The 20,497-nt window shown below is 68.3% G+C and carries 17 protein-coding genes; 5 read left to right on the top strand and 12 right to left on the bottom strand.

Going from position 1 to position 20,497, the window contains the following annotated elements; genetic code table 11:
* Window positions 1–59: 59 nt before the first annotated feature.
* The 3 genes from DFR50_RS28985 to DFR50_RS28975 are packed head-to-tail and all read right to left on the bottom strand — an operon-like array spanning window position 60 to window position 2,913.
* Window positions 60–1,256, bottom strand: coding sequence for a TCR/Tet family MFS transporter (locus tag DFR50_RS28985; protein WP_113893420.1), 1,197 nt, complete (start codon window positions 1,254–1,256; stop codon window positions 60–62).
* Window positions 1,253–1,990, bottom strand: coding sequence for an SDR family NAD(P)-dependent oxidoreductase (locus tag DFR50_RS28980; protein ID WP_113893418.1), 738 nt, complete (start codon window positions 1,988–1,990; stop codon window positions 1,253–1,255). The genes DFR50_RS28985 and DFR50_RS28980 overlap by 4 nt, the downstream gene beginning before the upstream one ends.
* The gene (locus DFR50_RS28975) at window positions 1,987–2,913 is read right to left on the bottom strand and encodes an NADP-dependent oxidoreductase (RefSeq protein ID WP_113893416.1); all 927 of its coding nucleotides are present in this window, start codon (window positions 2,911–2,913) and stop codon (window positions 1,987–1,989) included. Before DFR50_RS28975 ends, DFR50_RS28980 begins: the two co-directional genes overlap by 4 nt.
* Window positions 2,914–3,056: 143 nt before the next feature.
* Between DFR50_RS28975 and DFR50_RS28970 the strand changes: the two genes are divergently transcribed.
* A complete protein-coding gene (locus tag DFR50_RS28970; protein ID WP_113893454.1) occupies window positions 3,057–3,695 on the top strand; it encodes a TetR/AcrR family transcriptional regulator in 639 nt (212 codons plus the stop codon).
* Between the two features lie 1,156 nt (window positions 3,696–4,851).
* Here the strand turns inward: DFR50_RS28970 and DFR50_RS28965 are convergent.
* The 4 genes from DFR50_RS28965 to DFR50_RS28950 form a co-directional block, all read right to left on the bottom strand.
* Complete coding sequence (locus DFR50_RS28965) at window positions 4,852–5,850, bottom strand: ABC transporter permease (RefSeq protein ID WP_113893414.1); 999 nt, start codon at window positions 5,848–5,850, stop codon at window positions 4,852–4,854.
* The gene (locus DFR50_RS28960) at window positions 5,847–6,839 is read right to left on the bottom strand and encodes an ABC transporter permease (protein ID WP_113893412.1); all 993 of its coding nucleotides are present in this window, start codon (window positions 6,837–6,839) and stop codon (window positions 5,847–5,849) included. The genes DFR50_RS28965 and DFR50_RS28960 overlap by 4 nt, the downstream gene beginning before the upstream one ends.
* Complete coding sequence (locus tag DFR50_RS28955; RefSeq protein ID WP_113893410.1) at window positions 6,832–8,373, bottom strand: sugar ABC transporter ATP-binding protein; 1,542 nt, start codon at window positions 8,371–8,373, stop codon at window positions 6,832–6,834. The genes DFR50_RS28960 and DFR50_RS28955 overlap by 8 nt, the downstream gene beginning before the upstream one ends.
* A 95-nt stretch (window positions 8,374–8,468) precedes the next feature.
* Complete coding sequence (locus DFR50_RS28950) at window positions 8,469–9,446, bottom strand: ABC transporter substrate-binding protein (protein WP_113893408.1); 978 nt, start codon at window positions 9,444–9,446, stop codon at window positions 8,469–8,471.
* A 347-nt stretch (window positions 9,447–9,793) separates the two neighbouring features.
* Between DFR50_RS28950 and DFR50_RS28945 the strand changes: the two genes are divergently transcribed.
* From DFR50_RS28945 to DFR50_RS28930, 4 genes are all read left to right on the top strand, one after another.
* Entirely contained in the window at window positions 9,794–10,780 is a 987-nt protein-coding gene (locus tag DFR50_RS28945; RefSeq protein ID WP_113893452.1) for a LacI family DNA-binding transcriptional regulator, read from the top strand.
* A gap of 299 nt (window positions 10,781–11,079) precedes the next feature.
* Entirely contained in the window at window positions 11,080–11,418 is a 339-nt protein-coding gene (locus DFR50_RS28940; RefSeq protein WP_113893406.1) for a P-II family nitrogen regulator, read from the top strand.
* A 40-nt stretch (window positions 11,419–11,458) separates the two neighbouring features.
* A complete protein-coding gene (locus DFR50_RS28935; protein WP_425376100.1) occupies window positions 11,459–12,952 on the top strand; it encodes an ammonium transporter in 1,494 nt (497 codons plus the stop codon).
* Between the two features lie 213 nt (window positions 12,953–13,165).
* The gene (locus DFR50_RS28930; protein WP_113893404.1) at window positions 13,166–15,691 is read left to right on the top strand and encodes an FtsK/SpoIIIE family DNA translocase; all 2,526 of its coding nucleotides are present in this window, start codon (window positions 13,166–13,168) and stop codon (window positions 15,689–15,691) included.
* 868 nt (window positions 15,692–16,559) lie between these two features.
* Here the strand turns inward: DFR50_RS28930 and DFR50_RS33485 are convergent.
* From DFR50_RS33485 to DFR50_RS28900, 5 genes are all read right to left on the bottom strand, one after another.
* A complete protein-coding gene (locus tag DFR50_RS33485) occupies window positions 16,560–17,090 on the bottom strand; it encodes an endonuclease domain-containing protein (protein WP_425376099.1) in 531 nt (176 codons plus the stop codon).
* A 62-nt stretch (window positions 17,091–17,152) separates the two neighbouring features.
* Window positions 17,153–17,344 carry a hypothetical protein gene (locus tag DFR50_RS28915; RefSeq protein WP_113893402.1) on the bottom strand — a complete coding sequence of 64 codons (192 nt, stop codon included), beginning with the start codon at window positions 17,342–17,344 and terminating at the stop codon, window positions 17,153–17,155.
* A gap of 210 nt (window positions 17,345–17,554) precedes the next feature.
* The gene (locus DFR50_RS28910; protein WP_113893400.1) at window positions 17,555–17,935 is read right to left on the bottom strand and encodes a hypothetical protein; all 381 of its coding nucleotides are present in this window, start codon (window positions 17,933–17,935) and stop codon (window positions 17,555–17,557) included.
* 261 nt (window positions 17,936–18,196) lie between these two features.
* Window positions 18,197–19,258 (bottom strand): adenylate/guanylate cyclase domain-containing protein, encoded by a 1,062-nt coding sequence (locus DFR50_RS28905; RefSeq protein ID WP_170153437.1) that lies wholly within the window; start codon window positions 19,256–19,258, stop codon window positions 18,197–18,199.
* A gap of 20 nt (window positions 19,259–19,278) precedes the next feature.
* Window positions 19,279–20,307 carry an adenylate/guanylate cyclase domain-containing protein gene (locus DFR50_RS28900; RefSeq protein WP_113893396.1) on the bottom strand — a complete coding sequence of 343 codons (1,029 nt, stop codon included), beginning with the start codon at window positions 20,305–20,307 and terminating at the stop codon, window positions 19,279–19,281.
* Between the last annotated feature and the right edge of the window lie 190 nt (window positions 20,308–20,497).

The raw sequence follows: 20,497 nt of genomic DNA, 5'->3' as shown, positions 1-20,497 counted from the left end.
TTCTCGACGGTTTCAACCAGAACCCTTGCGCCGGCCCGTAAAGGTTTGGGGATCGCACGTTACACGCTCCCGGGCCGTGTGCCAGGCGCGGAATGGTCGCCGACGAAGATCAGCGGGACCGCAACGGCATAGATGGCGACCACCGAGAGCCAGATGGCTCCGGGCCACGCCTTCTGGACGACACCATAGAACGTCGAGAAAGCGAGCGGCGCCACAATGGACGCCAGGCTTACCGCCGACGCCAGCACGCCTTGGAACTGACCCTGGCGGGTGGCGTCGACCTGCCGGGTGGCCAGGGCCTGAAGCGCCGGCGCGCCAATGCCCGCGAGCGCGAAGATCGGCATGATGGCGAAGACGATCCAGCCCTGGTTGGCGAAAGCCATGACGACAAGAGCGATGCAGGAGCAGACGATCCCGACGAGAACCGCCCCACGGTCGCCAAACAGTTTGGTCGCCGGGCCGGGCAGGAACGCTTGCACGAGCGTTTGGCAGACCCCGAACGCGCCGAGCGAGAGGCCGATCCAGAGGCCATTCCACTGGAAGGCGTCGGAACCCCACAGCGCCCAGCAGACCGCATAGGCCTCGCCGGCGCCGCTCAAGATAAAAAACATGCATACGATCGGTAATATATTCTTCATCGAGACAGCCCAAAGCAGCGGCCGAAGCGGGTTGAGCCCCGCCAGATCGATCATCTGGCGGGCCGGAACGCGAGACTCCGGCAGGATGAAAAAGGCCAACAAGAGGTTGGCTGCGTTCAGCCCGGCGGCGGCGATGAAAGGGAGTCGCAGCCAGGCGTCGCCGAGGATTCCGCCGAGTACCGGCCCGATGACGAAGCCGATTCCGAACATGGCGTTGGACAGGCCGAAGCGCCCGGCGCGCTGGTCCTCCTGCGAAATATCGGTGATGTAGGCAGTCGCCACAGAGACGTTGGCGCTGGTGAGGCCGGCGACGGCGCGTCCGAGGAGCAGCATCCAAAGCTGCGGCGCGAACGCCATGACGACATAATTGACCGCCGCGCCCGCGAGCGAAATGAGCAAAACGGGACGCCGGCCGAGGGAGTCGCTCAACGAGCCGAGCACGGGCGCGAATATGAACTGCATGACCGCATAGAGCGCGGTCATGATCCCGATCGCAGGCGCGATATTCCGGGCGTGCGTCACCTCCTCGAGCAGCCGCGGAAGAATAGGGAAGATGACGCCCAGCCCTACGGCGTCGAGGCAAATCGTTGCGTAGATAAGGACAAGCGGTCTGTTCATGGTTCGGCTGCACTCACGCGCTCCCTGTCAAAAAAGAGGCCGCCGGAGGGGCCGCCGGATTCTAGGGTTGCAGCCCAGACGACGCCCTCAGCGGCTTCGGCGGGGGAACGATCGGCGGCGTCGTCACCCCGTTCGGGATGGCTGGCGACTCGTCCTGGGTCGACGGCGTTGATCAGGATCGGCGTGTCGGCCAGCGCGACGGCGAGGGTGGCGGTCAGGGCGTTGAGGGTGTGCTTGGCGAGCGAGTAGGCTGGCGAGAACAGAAGGCCGTCGCCGCGCTTTCCGATCTGCTGCGCCGCGGCGCTCGAGACGTTGACGATACGGGCTGCCGGAGCCCGCCGAAGCAGCGGCAGCAGAGCCTGGATGAGTCCCCAGCATCCGAACACGTTGACCGCAAAGGCCGCGTGGAGCGCATCGCAATCAACGTCGAGGGCCGACCGGGCGTGGAAGTCGGGCATAGAACTCGCGTTGTTCACCAGCACATCGAGGTGGTCGACAGTCCTGGTGAGGTGATCGGCAATTTCGCGGATACTGGTCCGATCAGCGAGATCGAGGCGCAGAGCGGTGGCGGTGAGGCCGGCGCGGCGAAGTTCCAAGACCCGTTCTTCCGCCCGGTGGAGGTCCCGCGCGGTCAGGATGACGTGGTAGTCCTGTTGGGCGAGTTGGCGGGCGACCGCGAATCCGAGGCCGAGCGGGCGGCTCGCGCCGGTGATCAGCGCGATATTGACTGTCATTTTCGAGCCTTTGTCCCCCGAGCGATGGAAATGACGAGCTTGCCGGTCACGTGGCCCGCGGCGCTCAGTTCCTGCGCCGCCGCCACTTGCTCGAGCGGAAACGTCTCGTCGACGCGCAAACGGAAAAGGCCCTCGCAACAAAGCCGAGCCACATCGTCCAAGAGTCGCTCCGGATTGTTTGGGGGCCCACGGGAGAACTTCGCGCCGTATTGCTCGGCGGCGAAATCAGCGACGGAGAGAACGCGCGCGGGATCGCCGACGATCTCGATCAATTCCGGGATGATCCCCGAACCGGCGAGGTCGAGGGCGGCGTCCACGCCCCCCGGCGCGAGCGCTCGCACGCGCTCCGCCAGTCCAGGTCCGTAGATCGTCGGGATGGCGCCGAGCCCGCGCAGATAATCATGCTTCGCCACGCTCGCCGTGCCGATGACGGGTATTCCACGCAGGCGAGCGAACTGGAGAACGGCCGACCCGATTCCGCCTGCGGCGCCGCTGACGAGAAGCGTCTGACCGGGTTTCACCCCCACTTCGTCAAGGGCGCGCGTCGCTGTGTCGACGATGACCGGAAGCCCGGCGGCGACCTCGAACGACAGCTCGTCCGGCTTCACAGCCCAGTGCGTAAGAACCGCATATTTGGCCATCGTATCTTCGCCGAAGCCGAAGACGGCCGCGCCGATCGAGACGTCGGAAACGCCCGGGCCGACCTCGTCCACGACGCCCGATGCTTCAACGCCGATGCCGGAGGGAAAGGTCACCGCCTCGAAATCGCGGTAGAGTCCGGCCCGACGTTTCCAGTCCGAGGGGTTGACCCCGGCGGCCCGCACCGCGATCCGCACCTGGCCGGGGCCGGCATGCGGCGCATCGACCTCGACGACGCGCAGGACTTCCGGGCCTCCATATTCGCTGAACTGAACCGCTTTCATGGCCTCTCGTCAGGTCCCTCTCTGGAGGAAAATTCAAATCCGTACCTGATACTATCATGTACTGGATACACAACTATGCGCCCGGAGGGGCTCCGTCAACGAAAAACTGTACTGAGTACGAAGAAATGCTAATGGATGGCGCCATGCCAGAGCCATCCGACCGCCGATCCCGGAAGCGCCTCGCGACGCGGCGCGCGATCTCGCTGGCCGCCGACCGCCTTTTCCGGGAGCGAGGCTTCGACCACGTAACGGTGGATGAGATCGCGGAGGCCGCCGACGTCGGACGGATGACGGTGTTCAATCATTTCGCCCGCAAGGAGGACATGTTCTTCGATCGCGATGAGGAGGGTCGCGAAATCCTGCAAGAAACCTTGCGACGGCGTGATCCCGGCGTCTCGCCGATCGAGACCCTGCGCCGACTCGGCCACCGTCTCGTCGCGGAGCAGGCGCCTTTCGTTCAATTCTCCGATGGCAGCCTGGACTTCGTGCGGACGGTCGAAGGCAGCGAAACCCTCAAGGCTCGCGCCCGGGCGATACGGGACGAGATCGCGCAAGTCGTGACGGCGGCGCTTTCCGAAAGCGTTGGGCGTGATCCCGGCGATCCTGACGCCCGTCTGGCGGCCGGTCTCCTCCTGGCGACGTGGACCTCGGCCTTCATCCTGGCTCACCAGACCTTTCGACTGAGGCGAGATGCAGAGGAGGCGAAAGCCGTCTTGCTCGCCATTGTCGATAAGGGTTCCGTCGGTCTGAAGGCCGCAATGGCGGGTACGCCTTACGCCTGAGCGGTCTGACCGGGAACGCCCGCTCCAGGCGGATTGCGGCGAAAAACCCTGAGTTGGCTGCCCGCCGAAAAACGACTCGCCTGGTGTGGAAGCCTCGATCCCCATCGGACGCGCCCGCTCGCTCAGGCTCGGGAGGTCGAGGGACGTGTTCCGACGGTTCGTCATGATGGACACCAACCGCCGCCCATGCCCGGACGGCAGCGCCCATTCCAGACAAGGCAAGCCGCCACCCACAAATTTGAGCGTCGATGGACGCGCGCTTCTGGCGGATGCCACAGGTATCGGCAATGGCTGCTTACCGATGCACGTGCGCCGTTCGCGGCGGCGTCCGCAAGCTCGCCACCGCGCCAGGATTTCACTCTGGGTGAAATATATCTACATTGTGTTGCAAAAATCAGAATCACGGCTACGATGTTTCCATTCGACCCGAGACCGCGCCCGCATGCCCTTCGCCGCCATCCTCGTCTCGCCGTACCAGGGGCACGTTGCCGGGCGGCCGCGCTCGGGCGTCATGGCCGGGCTGGACCGGACAAGCCAGGCCATGACGGATTGTCCTGTTGCCCGGAAATCCGCCCCGGTTGCGTCTCGTCGCTCGGAAGACGGCGGAACGGCGTTGGAAGCGGCTTGCCGGGCGGCGGCTCCGCCAGGCGCGAATCGCCGCGAGGCGCAACGGGCGGGCGCCCGGGCGGCGGGACGCCGCCCCTCCGGGGGCGCGCCCGCCGGTTCCGCGCGCGCAACCGCCTCGGGAGACGCGACCGGAACTCAATTCGCGCGCAACCTCTTGAAAAACCACAAAACGGGAGCCGCCGGCGCTTGTCCTGATTTGGCGCCGCCTTGGTTCGGCGCCCGCTCAGCCTGCGCCGAAGAGGAGAGGGAGTGCGACTCCCTCCCTAGCCGGCAGCGAACAGCGCCGTCATCGCGAGCGAAGCGAAGCGATCCAGGGCCGCTGGGCCGCTGTCGCGCCCTCTGGTCGTCGCGCCGCCCTTCGTTGCGAGCGGAAGACGGAGCGATTTTTTCCGCAGGAAGCAAGCGGCGGCAGGGATTGCTTCGTCGCTTTGCTCCTCGCAATGACGAGGTTGGGAGTTACAAAGTGACAGGTTTGGGCGCCCAAGCCCTTGAAACGCCTCCTGCGGCGCCAGGCTCGCGCGGTCTCGCCTCACGCCGTCCGGAGCGCCCGCCGCGCGGCGCCGGAGCCCGCCATCACCACCGCCATCAGAAACACGCCGCGCACCACCGACTGCCAGTAGGCGCTGAGGCTGATCCAGCCGAGGCCGTTCTCGAAATTGAGCACGTTGAAGATCAGGCCGAGCAGCAGCACGCCGGCGAGGGTCGTGGCGACCGAGCCGACGCCGCCGGTGAGCAGCGTGCCCCCGACCACGACCGCGGCGATCGAGAACAATTCCCAGCCGACGCCCTCCGCCGGCTGGCCGGCGCCGAACTGCGCGGCCAGGATGACGCCCGCGAGGCCGGCGAACACGCCAGACTGGACATAGGTCCAGAACACCACCCGGTCGACCGGGAGGCCCATCAGCCGCGAGGCGTCCTCGCCGCCGCCGACCGCGAGCACGTAGCGGCCGAAACTGGTGAAGTTGAGCACGACCGAGCCGTAGACATAGGCCGCGAGCGCGATCCAGGCCGGGACGGGAAAGCCCAGAACGTCGCCCTGCCCGAGCCAGATGAAGGCGGTGTCGTAGGAGACCGAGACCGACTGGTTGTGCGCCAGCAGAAGGCCCGTCCCGCTCGCCATCAGCATGCCGGCGAGCGTGGCGATGAACGGCAGGATACGCATCCGCGTCACCATGAAGCCGTTGATCGCGCCGACCGCAACGCCGACTCCGAGGCCGCCGAGGAGCCCCGGAACCAGGCCGTAGGACGACAGCAGCGCCGACACCACGCTCGCGCAGGCGGCCGTCGTGCCGACCGACAGGTCGATGCCGGCCGTCATGATGACGAAGGCCATGCCGAGGCTGGTCAGCGCGAACATGGAATTGTAGCGCAACACCGAAAGCACGTTGTAGGCGCCGAGGAAGTGATCGTAGCGCAGCGCGCCGAAGGCGATCAGCGCCGCGAGCGCGATCAGCACCCGCTGCTGCGCCGCCCAGGCGATGGCGCCGGGACGCGCCGGTCCGGCGGGGACTGCGGACTCGAGGCTCATGCCGTTCGCCCCCGTTGCTGCGACCAGACCGCGCCGGCGATGATCACGCCCTTGACGACCAGCGCGGCTGCGTCCGGCACGCCGTTGGCGAGCAGGGTGTAGCGCAGGAGCTGGATCAGGAGCGCCCCGATCAGCGTTCCGATCACGCTCGCCTGGCCGCCGGTGAACGGCGTGCCGCCGACCGCGACCGCGGCGATGGCGTCGAGCTCCATGCCGAGACCGACCAGATTGGCGTCGCTCGACGAATTGATCGACACGACCACCAGCCCCGCGAGTCCGGCGCACAGGCCGCTGATCGCGTAGACCCAGCGCTTGACCCGGGCGACCGGAACGCCGGCGAGGCGCGCCGCCCGCTCGTTGCCGCCGACCGCGAGAATGTGGCGGCCGAACAGGGTGCGCCGCACCGTCCAGGCGGCGAGCCCGACGATGACCAGCATGACGATCACCTGGAACGGCACGCCGAGCACCCGGCCGAGCCCGATGAACTGGAACGTCGGGTTGTGGAACACCTGCAAATTGCCGTTGGTCAGCACCTGGCCGATGCCGCGGCCGGCGATGAACATCACCAGCGTGCCGACGATCGGCTGGACCTGGAAGCGGGTGATGAACCAGCCGTTGAACGCCCCGAGCAGGCCGACGACGGCGACGGGCAGGACGAAGGCGAGGAGGTCGCCGAGCGCGGGATGGGCGACGCCGAACGGGCTGAGGAAAATAAGCGGCGCGAGCGCCCCGGCGATCGCCATCAGCGACCCGACCGACAGGTCGATGCCGCCGGTCGCGATCACCAGCGTCATGCCGACCGAGACGATGACGATGGTCGCCACCTGGGTCAGGTTGACGTTGAGGGTCTGGAGGCTGACGAAATGCGGCGTCACCGCGAAATTGAACGCCAGCAGCACGATCAGCGCGGCCAGCGCGGCGTAGCGGCGGAAAAAAGCGGCGACGTCGGGCCCGGCGCGCCCGCGGGTCAGGCTCGGCGCGTCAGCCACGGGCGACCTCCCCGGTCGCGGCGGCGTCCTCGTGCGCCATCGCCGCCATGATGGCGCGCGCGGAGGCTTGCGCGTGCGGCAGGTCCGCGACCGTCCGGCCGTCGCTCAGCACGAACACCCGGTCGGCGCCCTCGACGATCTCCTCGAGCTCCGACGAGATCATCAGCACGCCGAGGCCCTGGTCGGCGAGTTCGCGGATCAGGGACTGGATCTCGGCCTTGGCGCCGACGTCGATGCCGCGGGTCGGCTCGTCGAGGATCAGGAGCTTCGGATCGGCGCACAACCAGCGGGCGAGCAAGACCTTCTGCTGGTTGCCGCCGCTGAGCTCACGGATCTTCTGCTCGGGGCCCGACGCCTTGATGGCGAGGCGCTTCATGAATTTTTCCACGATCGCGCGCTGGCGGCCCTCGTCGACCACCCCCATAGCGACGAGTCGCGGCAGGATCGCCAGCGTCAGGTTCTCGCGCACCGACATGTCCGGCACGATGCCGTCCGCCTTGCGGTCCTCGCTGCAATAGCCGACGCCCATGGCGATCGCGTCGGCGGGCTCGCGCGGCGTGATCGCCTTGCCCATCAGCCGGATCGAGCCCGCGTCGGGCGGATCGGCGCCGAAGATCGCGCGCGCCGTCTCGGTCCGGCCTGATCCGAGCAGGCCCGCGAGGCCGACGATCTGGCCCGCTCGCACGTCGAGGCGCGAGTCGCGCACGCGCCGCCCGATCCTGAGGCCCTCGGCCGACAGCACTTCGTCGCCCGCGGGGCCGGCTGCGGCGGTGAAGCCGGTCGCGTGGCCGCGCACCGCCTCGACGTCGCGCCCGAGCATGGCGGCGATCAGATGCAGCTTGTCGACCTCGGCCATAGGGCGCGTCGCGATCGTGCGACCGTCGCGCATCACGGTCACCCGGTCGCAAACCTGGTAGAGTTCGTCGAGGCGGTGGGTGATGAAAACGACTGCGACGCCTTCGGCTCTCAGACGCCGCATGACGTCGAACAGAACCTCTACCTCGCGCTCGTCGAGCGAAGAGGTGGGCTCGTCCATGATCACGAGTTGCGCCTTGAACGATACCGCGCGCGCGATCGCGACCATCTGCTGGATGGCGGTCGAATAATCCATCAATGGCCGGCGAACGTCGATGGCGATGTCGAATCGCCGCAGCAGATCGGCGGCCTCGGCGTTCATCCGGCTCCAGTCGAGGAGGCCGAAACGCCGGCGCTCGCGGCCGAGAAAGATGTTCTCCGTGACCGAGCGGAACGGGACGAGATTGATCTCCTGGTAGATGGTGCTGATGCCGCCCCGCTGCGCCTCCTGGGGCGAAGCGAAGGCGATCGGCCGGCCGCTGAAGTCGATCGAGCCGGCGTCGCGGCCGTAGGCGCCGGTGAGCACCTTGATCAGCGTCGACTTGCCGGCCCCGTTCTGGCCGACGAGCGCCATGATCTCGGCGGGCTGGACCTCGAGCGAGGCCTTGGCGAGGGCGTGCACGCCCTGGAAGCGCTTCTCGATGTCGCGCATGACGAGGAGCGGCGCCGACGTCGGCATTGCGTTCTTTGGCTCCGGTTTCGGCTCGCGCGCGGTGCGCCGCGCCCCTCCCGCCGACATCAAAGCAGGCGGGAGGGGACTGGGCAAGCGACGGTTCAGTAGGCGGTTGGCAGGGCGGCGGCCGCGTTGCTGGCGTCGTAGAAGTGGTCGGGATTGATGATCGAGGGCGGGATCGTCTCGCCGGCGGCGTACTTGTAGAGGATGTCGAAGGCCGCGGGCCCGAAGCGCGGATTGCACTCGCAGGAGCAGCCGAGCTTTCCGTCGACGATCGCCTGGAGCGCGTCCTTTTCCCCGTCGATCGAGACCACGAGGATATCCTTGCCGGGGACCTTGCCGGCCGCCTCGATGGCGGCGATCGCGCCGAGCGCCATCTCGTCGTTGTGAGCATAGACGATGGTCGCGTCCGGATGCGCCTGCAACAGCGTCTCCGCGACCTGCCGGCCCTTGTCGCGGGCGAAGTCGCCGGACTGGCTGGCGAGGATCACCATGTCGGGCGCCTTGGCCTTGATCGTGTCGTCGAAGCCCTTCTTGCGGTCGTTGGCCGGCGATGACCCGATCGTGCCTTCGAGTTCGATGATCTTGCCTTTGCCGCCGGTCTTGGCGATCGTCCAGTCGCCGACCCGTTGGCCCTCCTGAATGAAGTTCGAGCCGATGAACGCGAGGTAGTCCTGACCCCTCTTGGCGATCGCCTGATCGAGGTCGCGATCGATCGCCAGCACCGGGATGCCGGCCCTCCGGGCGTTCAGGACGGCGGTCGCCAGCGGCTTCTCCTCCCGTGGCGCGAGGAAAATGAAATCGACGCCCTGCGCGATCATGCTGTTGACATCGGCGACCTGCTTGGCGGCGGAGCCCGCGGCGTCGGTATAGACGAGCTGATCCCCGCGCTTGGCGGCCTCGTCCTTCATGCTCGCGGTCTGGGCGAGCCGCCAGGGATTGTTGCTTTCCGTCTGGGCGAAACCGACCTTGTAGTGGTCCTTCTTCTTCAGCGGCGGGACCTGTCCGAAGGCCGGAACGATCCCGAAGGCGGCGGCGCCGGCCGTCCCGATCAGCACGTGTCTGCGTGTAATGAGCATATGTGTTTCCTCCTCCCCGCGACCGCGCGTCGTAGACGCGTCGCGGTGCGGCTGCCGTTCGGCTTCCAGGCGCGGGACGGTTCCCCGCGGCGATGACGCCGCGCCCTTCCTCACGTTTGAACCCGAGCGCGCCGGAGGATAATAAGGCGCTAAAGCTTGTCAATGGGGAAACCGAAGCAAATTGACTTTTTGGATGGTTTTCAGGATGTTGCCCTGCTAATAATATTTGCATGGCCGCCATCTCGAGGGGAGGGATGCAGGACGAAGACAGCGCCGCCGGAGGCTCGCCAAACCGCGCCTCGACGCAAAAGCGGGGTCGGCGCAAGGCGCCGGCGCGGCGCCCGACCATGAACGACGTCGCCAACGAGGCGCGCGTGTCGCAGACGACGGTCTCGCTGGTGCTCAACCACGCCGACGGCGCGCGCCTGTCGCACGAGACCCGCCAGCGCGTGATCAAGTCGGCCGCCAAGCTCGGCTATCAGCAGGCGCGGCGGGGCGGCGGGGCGGCCGTCTCGGCGGCCGCCACCATCGGCTTCATTTGCGACGAGATCTCGACCGACCCCTGGACCGCGATCGCCCTCGACGGCGTGCGGGAGAAGGCCTGGGCGCACGGCTTGACGGTGACGGTCATGGCGACGCGCGGCGACGCCGACATGGAGGCCGCGGCGCTCGCTCAGCTTTCCTCGCTGCCGATCGCCGGGCTGGTCTATGCGACGATCAACACGCGGCTGATCGAACCGCCCGTCTGGCGGTCGCCGGCGCCGATCGTGCTTCTCAACTGCCACGCCCCCGGCGGGACGCTGGCATCGGTCGTTCCCGGCGAGGTCGCCGGCGGCCACGCGGCCGCCGACGTCCTGATCCGTGCCGGCCACAAGCGCATTGGCTACATCAACGGCGAAGCGGCCATGGAGGCCGCACGCCATCGGCTGCGCGGCTACCGCCAGGCGCTCGCCACGGCGGACCTGCCGTTCGATCCAGAACTCCTGCGCGAGGGCAACTGGCAGGCGTCGTCGGGCTACGAAGCGACCCGCGCGCTGATGGCGCTCGCGACGCCGCCGACCGCGATCTTCTGCGCCAACGACCTGATGGCGGTCGGGTGTTACGAGGCCTTGCGCGAGCTCGGCCTCGAGATCCCGGACGATGTCGCCGTGATGGGCTATGACGACCGCGAGATCGCCCAGCACCTGCACCCGCCGCTCTCGACCGTGCTGCTGCCGCATCTCGAAATGGGCGCCGTCGCCGCGGAATGGCTGATCGACGCAGCCGGCGGCGCGCCGCTGCGACCGCGACAGGTCAAGGTCGAGTGTCCGATCGTGGCCAGGAAGTCGGTGTAGCCGCGAGGACGAACCCGGTCGTCGTCGGCCTGCTCTGCGGCGCCGCAACACAATCAGTCGAATCGGTCATTTTCTGGGCGCCCTGTTTTTGAGCAGATCTGTCGGAGCGTCCCTCGAGGCCGCGGAAATCGCTCGGGATTGCGAGACAATCCGGCGAGTCGCCGCGTCTTTCGCGCCGATCTCGCCATGGCACGCGCTTTGTAAGACGGACGTCGGCGGGGCGCCCCAGCGCTCCGACTTCACCGCAGACAGCGGACGGCAGCACGCCTGCCGTCCTGCGTGCAATTGGGGCGAGGCCGATGAAAATTGTCATGGCGATCATAAAGCCGTTCAAGCTGGAGGAGGTGCGCGACGCGCTGACCGCCATCGGCGTGCACGGCCTGACAGTCACGGAAGTCAAGGGATATGGCCGTCAAAAGGGCCATACGGAAATCTATCGCGGCGCGGAATACGCGGTCAGCTTTCTGCCGAAGCTGAAGATCGAAGTCGCGGTCAACGCCGACGTCGCTGACAAGGTCGTCGACGCGATTGTCGCGGCTGCGCGCACCGGCCAGATCGGCGACGGCAAGATCTTTGTCTACAGCCTCGACTCGGCGGTCCGCATCCGCACGGGCGAGAAGGACAAAGACGCCCTCTGACCTGCGCGCTATCCTTTCCAATCGGAGTTCCTGTCCAATGATACGTATTTTCTCCCGCCTCGCTCCGGCGTTGGCGATAGCCGCACTGGTCGGCTTCGCCGCGCCCGGAGCCTCTTACGCGCAAAACACGCCCGCCGCGCCAGCCGCAGCCCCGGCCGCAGCCCCGGCGCCCGCCCCGGCAGCGAAGCCCGCCCCGCCGGCGACCCCGGCGTGCGCGGCCGCAGTCGCTGCCGTTCCCGAGACCGACAAGTACGCGGCCGTTCCCGCGGTTCCCGCCGTCCTGACCAACTGCACGCCGAGCGGCGGCGACACGGCGTGGATGCTGACCTCGGTCGCCCTCGTGCTGATGATGACGATCCCCGGCCTCGGGCTCTTCTACGGCGGCATGGTGCGCAAGAAGAACGTCGGCGACACCGTGATGACCAGCTTCGCCATCACCTGCCTGGTGACGGTCATCTATGCGGTCGTCACCTACTCGCTGTCGTTCACCGGCGGCACGCCCTTCATCGGCGGCCTGAGCCGGGCGTTCCTGCAGGGCATCCTCAGCGACGTCAACAACGGCGGCATCGGCAACCCGAACGCACTCGCGCCGACGATCCCCGAGACCGTCTACATGTGCTTCCAGATGACCTTCGCGATCATCACGCCCGCGCTCATCGCCGGCGCGTTCGCGGAGCGCATGAAGTTCTCTGCCATGCTGTGGTTCATGGGCCTGTGGTCGATCCTCGTCTACGCCCCGGTCGCGCATTGGCTGTGGGGACCCGACGGCATCTTCAACTCGGCCAACGACGCGGCCTGGTTCAAGGTTCTCGATTTCGCCGGCGGCACGGTCGTGCACATCGACGCGGGCGTCGCGGGGCTGATCGCGGCGATCATGGTCGGCAAGCGGCGCGACAGCGGCCCGGGACACAACATGGTCCTGACCTTCATCGGCGCTGGCCTGCTGTGGGTCGGCTGGTTCGGCTTCAACGCGGGCTCGGCGGTCAGCGCGGGCGTGCAGGCCGGCATGGCGATGACCGTCACCCAGATCGCGACCGCGGTCGCTGCCCTGACCTGGATGTTCATCGAATGGGCGCACCACGGCAAGCCGACGGTCATCGGCATCTGCTCGGGCGCGGTCGCCGGTCTCGTGGCCATCACCCCGGCCTCGGGCTTCGTCGGTCCGCTCGGCGCGTTCGTGATCGGCGTCGCCTGCGGCGTCGGCTGCTACCTCGGCGCCACCGCGCTCAAGAAGGCGTTCGGCTATGACGACGCGCTCGACTGCTTCGGCGTCCACGGCGTCGGCGGCATCATCGGCGCGCTGCTGACCGGCGTGTTCGCCGTCCAGCAATACGGCGGCACCGCCGGCGTGCTCGAGGGCAACGCGGGCCAGTTCATCAACCAGTGCATCGGCGTCGGCACCGTCATCGTCTACGACGCCATCGTCACCATCATCATCCTCGCCGTCATCAAGGCGACGATCGGCCTGCGCGTCAGCGACGATGTCGAGCGCGACGGTCTCGACTACGCCCTGCACGGCGAGGTCGTTCAATGACATGATCTCCTGGCGGCGCAAGCGCCGCCGGTTTCCTCTTCCTCCCGTGGAAACTGGGCGCCTCTCGGGGCGCCCTCTTTTTTGCGCGGCGCCAGCCGCGCCGACCGGTCGCCCGAGGCCGGCCGGTATGGTTAGGCGCGCATTAACTCGGGCCTCATAGGGTCTCCACCAGAGCGGCGCGCGGACCTCGCCGCGCGACCGGGCGAGCGAGCGATGCGTACCACGACCTTCTCGGTGTTCGACTACCTGCCCAGCGCGCTGCGGGAGTTTCCGCAACGCCGGGCGGCCGAGATTCTCGGCCTGGCCGCGCTCGCCGGCGTCGGAGGCCTCGGCCTCGCCCTCCTCACCTGGTCGGTCGAGGATCCGAGCCTCACCCACGCCACCAGCGCGCGCGTCCACAATCTCCTCGGCGGACCTGGCGCGGTCGCCGCCGACATCGTCATGCAGATGCTCGGCCTCGCCTGCGTCGCAACGCTCCTGCCGCCCGCTTTCTGGGGCTGGCGGCTCCTGACCGACCGCCGGCTCGCCAACGCGCACCGTAAGGCTGCCTACTATCTCGTCGGGGTCGCGGCGACGGCGGCGCTCGCCTCGCTCCTGCCCGCGCCCGGAAGCTGGCCTCTGCCGACCGGCCTCGGCGGAGTCGTCGGCGACGCGCTGCTCGCCCTGCCGCGACGGGTCGGCGCCACCGCCGGCTGGGGGATGGCCGCGACCGCCGCGGCCTTCGCCGCCGTCGCGATTCTCGCGCTGACGGCGGCCGCCGGCGTCGCGGGACAGCCGAACGCCGACGAGGCGCCGGAGAAGCCCAAACCGGCGGGCCGTTCGCCTGGGCGCGCGGACGACGAAGACGGCGAGGACCGGCCGGGCCTCGGGATCGTGTCGATCGGCGCCGTCCTCCACGCGCTGCTGACCACGCGGGCCGCCATCCGGCGCCTCGTCCGGCGGCCGGCGAAGCCAGCGGGCAAGGCCCGGCCGGCGGAGCCCCGGCCGGCGTGGTCCGGGCTCCAGGCCGACGATGGCGGGCTGACCAATCCATCCGCCTACGCGCCGCGCCCGAGACCCACGCCGGCGCCGCCCGCGCAATCCGCGCCCGAGCCGCCCGCCGCCGGGCCGCGCGTGGCCGCGCCCGCAGGGCCTTTGAAACCCGGTCCGCGCGCCGCCGCCGATTCGCAGCTCAAGTTCGCCCTCTCGCCGCGCGGCGACTACGCCATGCCGCCGCTCGCCGTGCTCGCCGAGCCGAAGAAGCAGGTCGGGCGCGTCTCCAACGACGCGCTCGAGCAGAACGCCCGCATGCTCGAGGGCGTTCTCGACGACTTCGGCGTCAAGGGCGAGATCATCAACATTCGCCCCGGACCGGTCGTGACCCTGTACGAGCTCGAGCCGGCGCCGGGGGTGAAGTCCTCGCGCGTCATCGGTCTGGCCGACGACATCGCGCGCTCGATGTCCGCGGTCTCGGCCCGCGTCGCGGTCGTGCAGGGGCGCAACGCGATCGGCATCGAGCTGCCGAACCAGCGGCGCGAGATGGTGTACCTGCGGGAGCTCTTGGGAAGCGAGGACTTCGAGAAGTCGAAGCACCGCCTCGCGATCGCGCTCGGCAAGACCATCGGCGGCGAGCCGGTCATTGTCGACCTCGCCCGCATGCCGCACCTCCTGGTCGCGGGCACCACGGGATCGGGCAAGTCGGTGGCGATCAACACCATGATCCTGTCGCTCGTCTACCGGCTGAAGCCCGAGCAGTGCCGGCTGATCATGGTCGACCCCAAGATGCTCGAACTCTCGACCTACGACGGCATTCCGCACCTTCTGACGCCGGTCGTCACCGACCCGAAGAAGGCGGTGGTCGCGCTCAAATGGGCGGTGCGTGAGATGGAGGACCGCTACAAGAAGATGTCGAAGGTGTCCGTTCGCAACATCGACGGCTTCAACGCCCGGGTCAGCGAGGCGCGCGCCAAGGGCGAGATGCTGTCGCGCACCGTTCAGACCGGCTTCGACCGCGAAACGGGCGAGGCCGTCTACGAGCGCGAGGAGCTGGCGCTCGAGGAGCTGCCCTACATCGTGCTGGTGGTCGACGAGATGGCGGACCTGATGATGGTCGCCGGCAAGGACATCGAAGGGGCGATCCAGCGCCTGGCGCAGATGGCGCGGGCGGCCGGCATCCACCTGATCATGGCGACCCAGCGCCCCTCGGTCGACGTCGTCACCGGCACGATCAAGGCCAACTTTCCGACCCGGATCTCGTTCCAGGTGACGAGCAAGATCGACAGCCGCACCATTCTCGGCGAACAGGGCGCCGAGCAGCTGCTCGGCCAGGGCGACATGCTCTACATGGCCGGCGGCGGCCGCATCTCCCGCGTCCACGGGCCGTTCGTGTCCGACCCCGAGGTCGAGAAGGTGGTCGCCCACCTCAAGAAGCAGGGCGCCCCGGAATACCTGCACGCCATCACCGAGGACGACGAGCCCGAGGACAGCGACGACGGCCCGCCCGCCGCCCCCGGCTCGATGGACGCCGACGAATCGGCCGATTATTACGACCGCGCGGTCGCCATCGTGCTGCGCGACCGAAAGGTCTCCACCAGCTACATCCAGCGCCGCCTGTCGGTCGGCTACAACAAGGCGGCCTCGCTGGTCGAGCGGATGGAGAAGGAGGGCGTCGTCAGCGCCCCCAACCATTCGGGGAAACGCGAGATTCTGGTCGGCGCCGAGGGCGACCGCGGCGCGTTCGAGGACCTCGAAGAGGACTGAGGGCGGCGCCTGGAGCGCGGGCCCGCCTGTCGGTCGCGCCCTCCGGGTCCAGCCTGCCAGGTCTGGCAGGCGACGCATCCTTTCAAGGACTTGGGCGCCCAAACCTGTCACGTTGTTACTCCCAACCCCGTCATTGCGAGGAGCGAAGCGACGAAGCAACCCATGCCGCCGCTTGCCTCCTGCGGAAAAAATCGCTCCGTCTTCTGCTCGCAACGAAGGGCGGCGGGACGATCAGAGGGCGCAACAGCGGCCCAGCGGCCCTGGATCGCTTCGCTTCGCTCGCGATGACGGCGCTGTTCGCTGCCGGCTTGGGAGTTACATCACGCTTTCACTTTGTAGCCGCCAGCCGCGCTGATTCCCCTCTCCCCTCTTGGGGAGAGGCAGGCCGCGAAGCGGCCGGGTGAGGGTTCGCCACGCCGACCGTCGGTGTTCCGGACCCTCACCCTGCCGGGCTTCGCCCGGCTTTCCCTCTCCCATATGGGAGAGGGAGGCCGTAGCTCGGCATTTAAGACATTCCATTAGTGTCTAATAGTACCATACCGCGACGCGTCCCGGCGGGGGGTTGCCGCGCGCGCCGCTCGAGCAATTCCCGGACGCAGTTGCGCATGCGCATCAGCGACACGCATTCCCAGTCCGTGATTTTCGCCACGCAGTTGCCGCGGTTGAGCAGGCCGCCCACCCGCGCCTCACGGTCGACCTGGTTCCTGCGCCGCATGCGATCGGTCCGGGGAGGACGGTCGGGCGGTCGGCGATTTCGGGCATGGGGCTTCTCCTGTCGGGCGTTCAGACAGGGAGAATACGGGAACTGAAGAATATCGGCAAGGAAATGTTCTGATAAAGAGAATTCATTCGTCCTCGATTGGAGATGTCAGGGGACCGCCTGAGGCGAACCCTCACACCCGAAAAACCTTCTGCACCTCGTCGCCGAAGTGGTTGATGACCTTGATGCAAATCCGGCTGGAGTCGGGCCTCGCGAACGGACGGAGAAAGTTGAGTTGACCTCCTCCCACGCCGTCTCGGCGGCGCATCCCTTCTCCCCTTGCGGGAGAAGGTGGCGTCGCGAAGCGACGACGGATGAGGGGTCGGCCGCGCACCACGGCAACCCGCAGCGAGCGAGAATCGTGTCGGCCACGTGCGCGGCCTGCTGGAGAATCTCGTGGTTCCAGAAACGCTGGATAGCGAAGCCCTGCGCGCGCAGCCACGCGTCGCGGGCGGCGTCATGCGGATTGTCCGCATGTTGGGCGCGGTCGCACTCGACGATCAGCCGGTGTTCGAACGAGACGAAATCGACGATGAACGGACCGAGCGGGACCTGGCGGCGCCATTTCATCGCCGCGAGACGCCGGCTGCGCAGCATATGCCAAAGCGCCCGTTCCGCCTCCGTCGGCGCCTTGCGCATCGCGCGGGCGTTCGCCTTGGCGGTTGGGGAAACGGGATAACGCGACGGAGCGAGCGAACCCCTCATCCGGCGCTTCGCGCCACCTTCTCCCGCAAGGGGAGAAGGGATTCGTGGGCCGCATTCGGCGAGGATTGCTCGAGGAGGCGTTGCGTTTCCGGCGTGACACCCCATTGCCCCGGCGGCAGTTTGCGCCATTCGGCGACGTGCTTGCGATCAACCGGCGACGTGATGACCGGATTATCGACGGACCGCATGCGCCGCCCCTCCGCGCCGACTCGGCGCTGGACTGCGACCTTACAATGTCACGCCGGGCGAATGCAGCAAGGGGCCGGGGAATCGTGGAATCAAGTCTCGACATGCGCGACCCGTCGGCCTTTGGGTCGAGCGCGGCCGGGAGACCGCCGTTCTCGTTCGCGAACGCCCCTCTTGCGCTCGCGAACGTCTCCCTGCCGCGCTCGAGCTCGTCACAGCCCGCTGCCCTCATGGGCGATCGTCGCCGTCGCCACCGCGTCGAGCAGGGCCAGCAGCGCTTTCGGCGCCGCCATCGGCGTGCAGGCCAAATTTCCGTCGAGGAAGAACACGAGCCCGCCGTCGTTCCCCTCGACCCTCGCCAGCGCCGCCTTGTCTCCGTAAGGAAGGCCCGGCGGCGTCAACGGATTCATCGCGTACACCCCGCGAAGAAACTCCCACTGGTCCGCGGTCAGTTCGATCCACTGGCCCTTGCCGGCCTCGACGGCCTTCCTGGGCACGGAGACGTCGACGCAGCGGGACGCGTCATTCGCGTAAGCCGCCGGCGACAGGGACGTCAGGGCGGCGGCGATCGCCAGCACACGCATGCTCGTCATGAGGACCTCCTTCGACCGGACGCCCGCTCGTCGCCTTCCTCTCCAGACCGAACCCTTTGAACCGCGCTGTCACCAACCCGCCTGCCGCAGAGCGACCGCGACCCACTCGCCCAACGCAAGATCCGTGCCGATAGTGGGCGGAAAGCGTCGACCCGCGCCTTTCCCAGCGATCCTGCCGATCTCAGCGGAACCCGCGGCGCGCGCATGGCGATCCTTGACGAAATTGCAGGCGAGCGCGCACCCGGCGCAGGCGCCCACGCCCTAAATTGCGGCCTCCAGCGGGCGGGGCGTTTCCTGGGCGAGCGCCAGCGCAACGAGCGCGAGCGCCTCGGCCTTGCCGCGCAGGGGCAGCGAGGCGATGGGCGCGAGCTCGACGCCGTCCGGCAAGGCGGGCAGCCGATCGATCAGCGCCGCCGAAGCGAGCGCGACGCGGCCGAGCGCCCGGCAGGCGTCGAGCATGCGCGCGGCGGTGTTCATCGCATCGCCTATCAAGGCGATCTCCTTCTTGAACGAGCCGATCTCCCCCACCATGACGAAGCCCGCGTGCAGCGCGGCGCGAAACTCGGCGCCGTCGCCGAATTCCCGCTGGTAGGCCGCGCGGCGGTCCGCGAGCCGCCCGGAGGCGGCGGCCCAGGCGCGCACGATCCCGACATCGTTGCGGCCGGGCTTCAGTCGCCAGGTCGCGATGATCTCGTCGCCGACATATTTGTGGATCTCGCCGCCGTGGTCGACGATCTCGCGCGACACGTCGACAATGAAGGCGTCGAGAAAGCGCAGGAAACCCGCTTCGCCAAGACGCTCGGCCAGGGCGGTCGAGCCCTTGAGGTCGATAAACAGAAACGCGCGCTCCTCCCGCTGCGGACGATGGTAGCGCCCCGCCGCAAACGACAACAGCACCCCGGGACCGAGCAGATCGGAAATCGCGAACCCGAGGTTGGCGACGACGGAAGCGAGCATGGTGAAAAGGATGTCGACGGCGCTGATCGCGCGGAGGGCCGCCGGACCGTTGAGGAGCCACACCACCAGCCCGAGCGTCGCGACGATGAGGACCACATAGGCGCCCGCCCTCACCCCGAAATAGACGACGAATGGCGCGCGGCGCAGCCCCGCGCCGGCGACGCCGTGAAAAACGCCGCCCTCGAGCAAAGCCAGAAGCGCGCCCAACCCGCCGCCGAACAGGAGGCCGGTCGCGAGCGCGTCATGCACCAGATAACCGTAGGTCGCGCCGGAGAGGGCGCTGAGAGCGGCGCTGATGAGCGCGATGCGGACGAGGCGCGGGGTGAGCCAGGTCGGAGCGCCGCGTTCGCCGACCGCAGGCCCCATATGGGAAGGGCGGGCTCGCATCAGGCGCAGACCGGAGCGACGACGGCCGCGGGCGCACCCTCGAGCGCCAACGACACGAGGGCGAGCGGAACGGCCTTGCCGCGCAAGGGCAGAGGCGCGATCGTCTCGGTCTGAAAGCCCCCGGGCGGCGCGGCGAGCCGCTCCATCAGCGCGATGGAAGCGAGCGCCGGCCGGTCGAGATCGCGGCAGGCGTCGAGCATGCGGGCGGCGGTGTTCATCGGGTCCCCGATCAGCGCGATCTCCTTCTTGCGCGAGCCGAGTTCGCCCACCACGACCTCGCCGGCGTGCAGCGCGGCGCGGAAATCGGGGGCGAGCCCGAAGTCGCGGCGGTAGCGTTCGGCGCCCGCGGCGAGCCGGGCCCGCGCGGCGGCCCAGGCGAGCAGGATGCGCGGCTCGTTGCGGCCGGGGGCGAGGCGCCAGGCGGCGATGATCTCGTCGCCGACGTATTTGTGGATCTCGCCGCCGTTGTCGACGATCGCGCCCGAGAGATCGGCGAAGACAGCGTTGAGAAAATCGAGGAACCGGGGTCCGCCGAGCCGCTCGGCGGTCGCGGTCGAGGCGCACAGGTCGATGAACAGCAGCGCGCGCTCCTCCAGCCGCGGCCGATGGTAGCGGCCGACGACGATGCCGAGCAGCACGTCGAGGCCGAGCAGGTCGGCGACGCCGAGGACGACGCTCAGGACGAGGCTGACCGACAGCGCGAAGACGATGTCGCGCAGTTCCGCGACCTGCGCCAGCGAGAAGCCGTTGAACAGCGGCACGAAGATCGCGTTGACGAGAAGGGCGACGGCGAACAGCAGCGCGGCGCGCGCGCAGAGCGTGACCAGGAACGGCAGCCGCCGCAGAACCGGCTCCGCCCAGGCGCGGATCACGACCAGTTCGACCCAGGACATCGTCGCCCCGTTGACGAAGCCGATCACCGCGCCGGGCAGGAATTCGCCGTGGGCGATCTCGCTGTAGATCGCGCTGACCGCGGCGGCCGCGGCGGCGATCCGAACGATGGCGTATCCGGCGGAGGCTCGGGTCATGGCCGCATCATAGCCGGTCGGCGGGCGATATCCCCGAAAAACACCGGCGACTCCCCGCCCGACAGCCGTTCGGGCGCGCCTCGCCCGATTCCCGTGCGACACCGCGCGCCATTGACGAACGCGGCGGTTCAGACTTGGCTCTCACCCTCACGGCGAAAGCAGGAAAACGGTTCGAATTTTGAGGCGCCCG

The organism is Roseiarcus fermentans (assembly GCF_003315135.1).
In the GTDB taxonomy this organism is placed as follows: domain Bacteria; phylum Pseudomonadota; class Alphaproteobacteria; order Rhizobiales; family Beijerinckiaceae; genus Roseiarcus; species Roseiarcus fermentans.
The sequence above is the reverse complement of the archived record's forward strand: the minus strand, read 5'-3'. Positions and strand labels throughout refer to the sequence as shown.

What these genes read in the sequence shown, in the direction of transcription:
- DFR50_RS28985 (WP_113893420.1), bottom strand. Translation starts at nt 1,256, where the DNA reads ATGAACAGACCGCTTGTCCTTATCTACGCAACGATTTGCCTCGACGCC.
- DFR50_RS28980 (WP_113893418.1), bottom strand. Translation starts at nt 1,990, where the DNA reads ATGACAGTCAATATCGCGCTGATCACCGGCGCGAGCCGCCCGCTCGGC.
- DFR50_RS28975 (WP_113893416.1), bottom strand. Translation starts at nt 2,913, where the DNA reads ATGAAAGCGGTTCAGTTCAGCGAATATGGAGGCCCGGAAGTCCTGCGC.
- DFR50_RS28970 (WP_113893454.1), top strand. Translation starts at nt 3,057, where the DNA reads ATGCCAGAGCCATCCGACCGCCGATCCCGGAAGCGCCTCGCGACGCGG.
- DFR50_RS28965 (WP_113893414.1), bottom strand. Translation starts at nt 5,850, where the DNA reads ATGAGCCTCGAGTCCGCAGTCCCCGCCGGACCGGCGCGTCCCGGCGCC.
- DFR50_RS28955 (WP_113893410.1), bottom strand. Translation starts at nt 8,373, where the DNA reads ATGCCGACGTCGGCGCCGCTCCTCGTCATGCGCGACATCGAGAAGCGC.
- DFR50_RS28950 (WP_113893408.1), bottom strand. Translation starts at nt 9,446, where the DNA reads ATGCTCATTACACGCAGACACGTGCTGATCGGGACGGCCGGCGCCGCC.
- DFR50_RS28945 (WP_113893452.1), top strand. Translation starts at nt 9,794, where the DNA reads ATGAACGACGTCGCCAACGAGGCGCGCGTGTCGCAGACGACGGTCTCG.
- DFR50_RS28940 (WP_113893406.1), top strand. Translation starts at nt 11,080, where the DNA reads ATGAAAATTGTCATGGCGATCATAAAGCCGTTCAAGCTGGAGGAGGTG.
- DFR50_RS28930 (WP_113893404.1), top strand. Translation starts at nt 13,166, where the DNA reads ATGCGTACCACGACCTTCTCGGTGTTCGACTACCTGCCCAGCGCGCTG.
- DFR50_RS33485 (WP_425376099.1), bottom strand. Translation starts at nt 17,090, where the DNA reads ATGCGCAAGGCGCCGACGGAGGCGGAACGGGCGCTTTGGCATATGCTG.
- DFR50_RS28915 (WP_113893402.1), bottom strand. Translation starts at nt 17,344, where the DNA reads ATGCGGTCCGTCGATAATCCGGTCATCACGTCGCCGGTTGATCGCAAG.
- DFR50_RS28910 (WP_113893400.1), bottom strand. Translation starts at nt 17,935, where the DNA reads ATGACGAGCATGCGTGTGCTGGCGATCGCCGCCGCCCTGACGTCCCTG.
- DFR50_RS28905 (WP_170153437.1), bottom strand. Translation starts at nt 19,258, where the DNA reads ATGGGGCCTGCGGTCGGCGAACGCGGCGCTCCGACCTGGCTCACCCCG.
- DFR50_RS28900 (WP_113893396.1), bottom strand. Translation starts at nt 20,307, where the DNA reads ATGACCCGAGCCTCCGCCGGATACGCCATCGTTCGGATCGCCGCCGCG.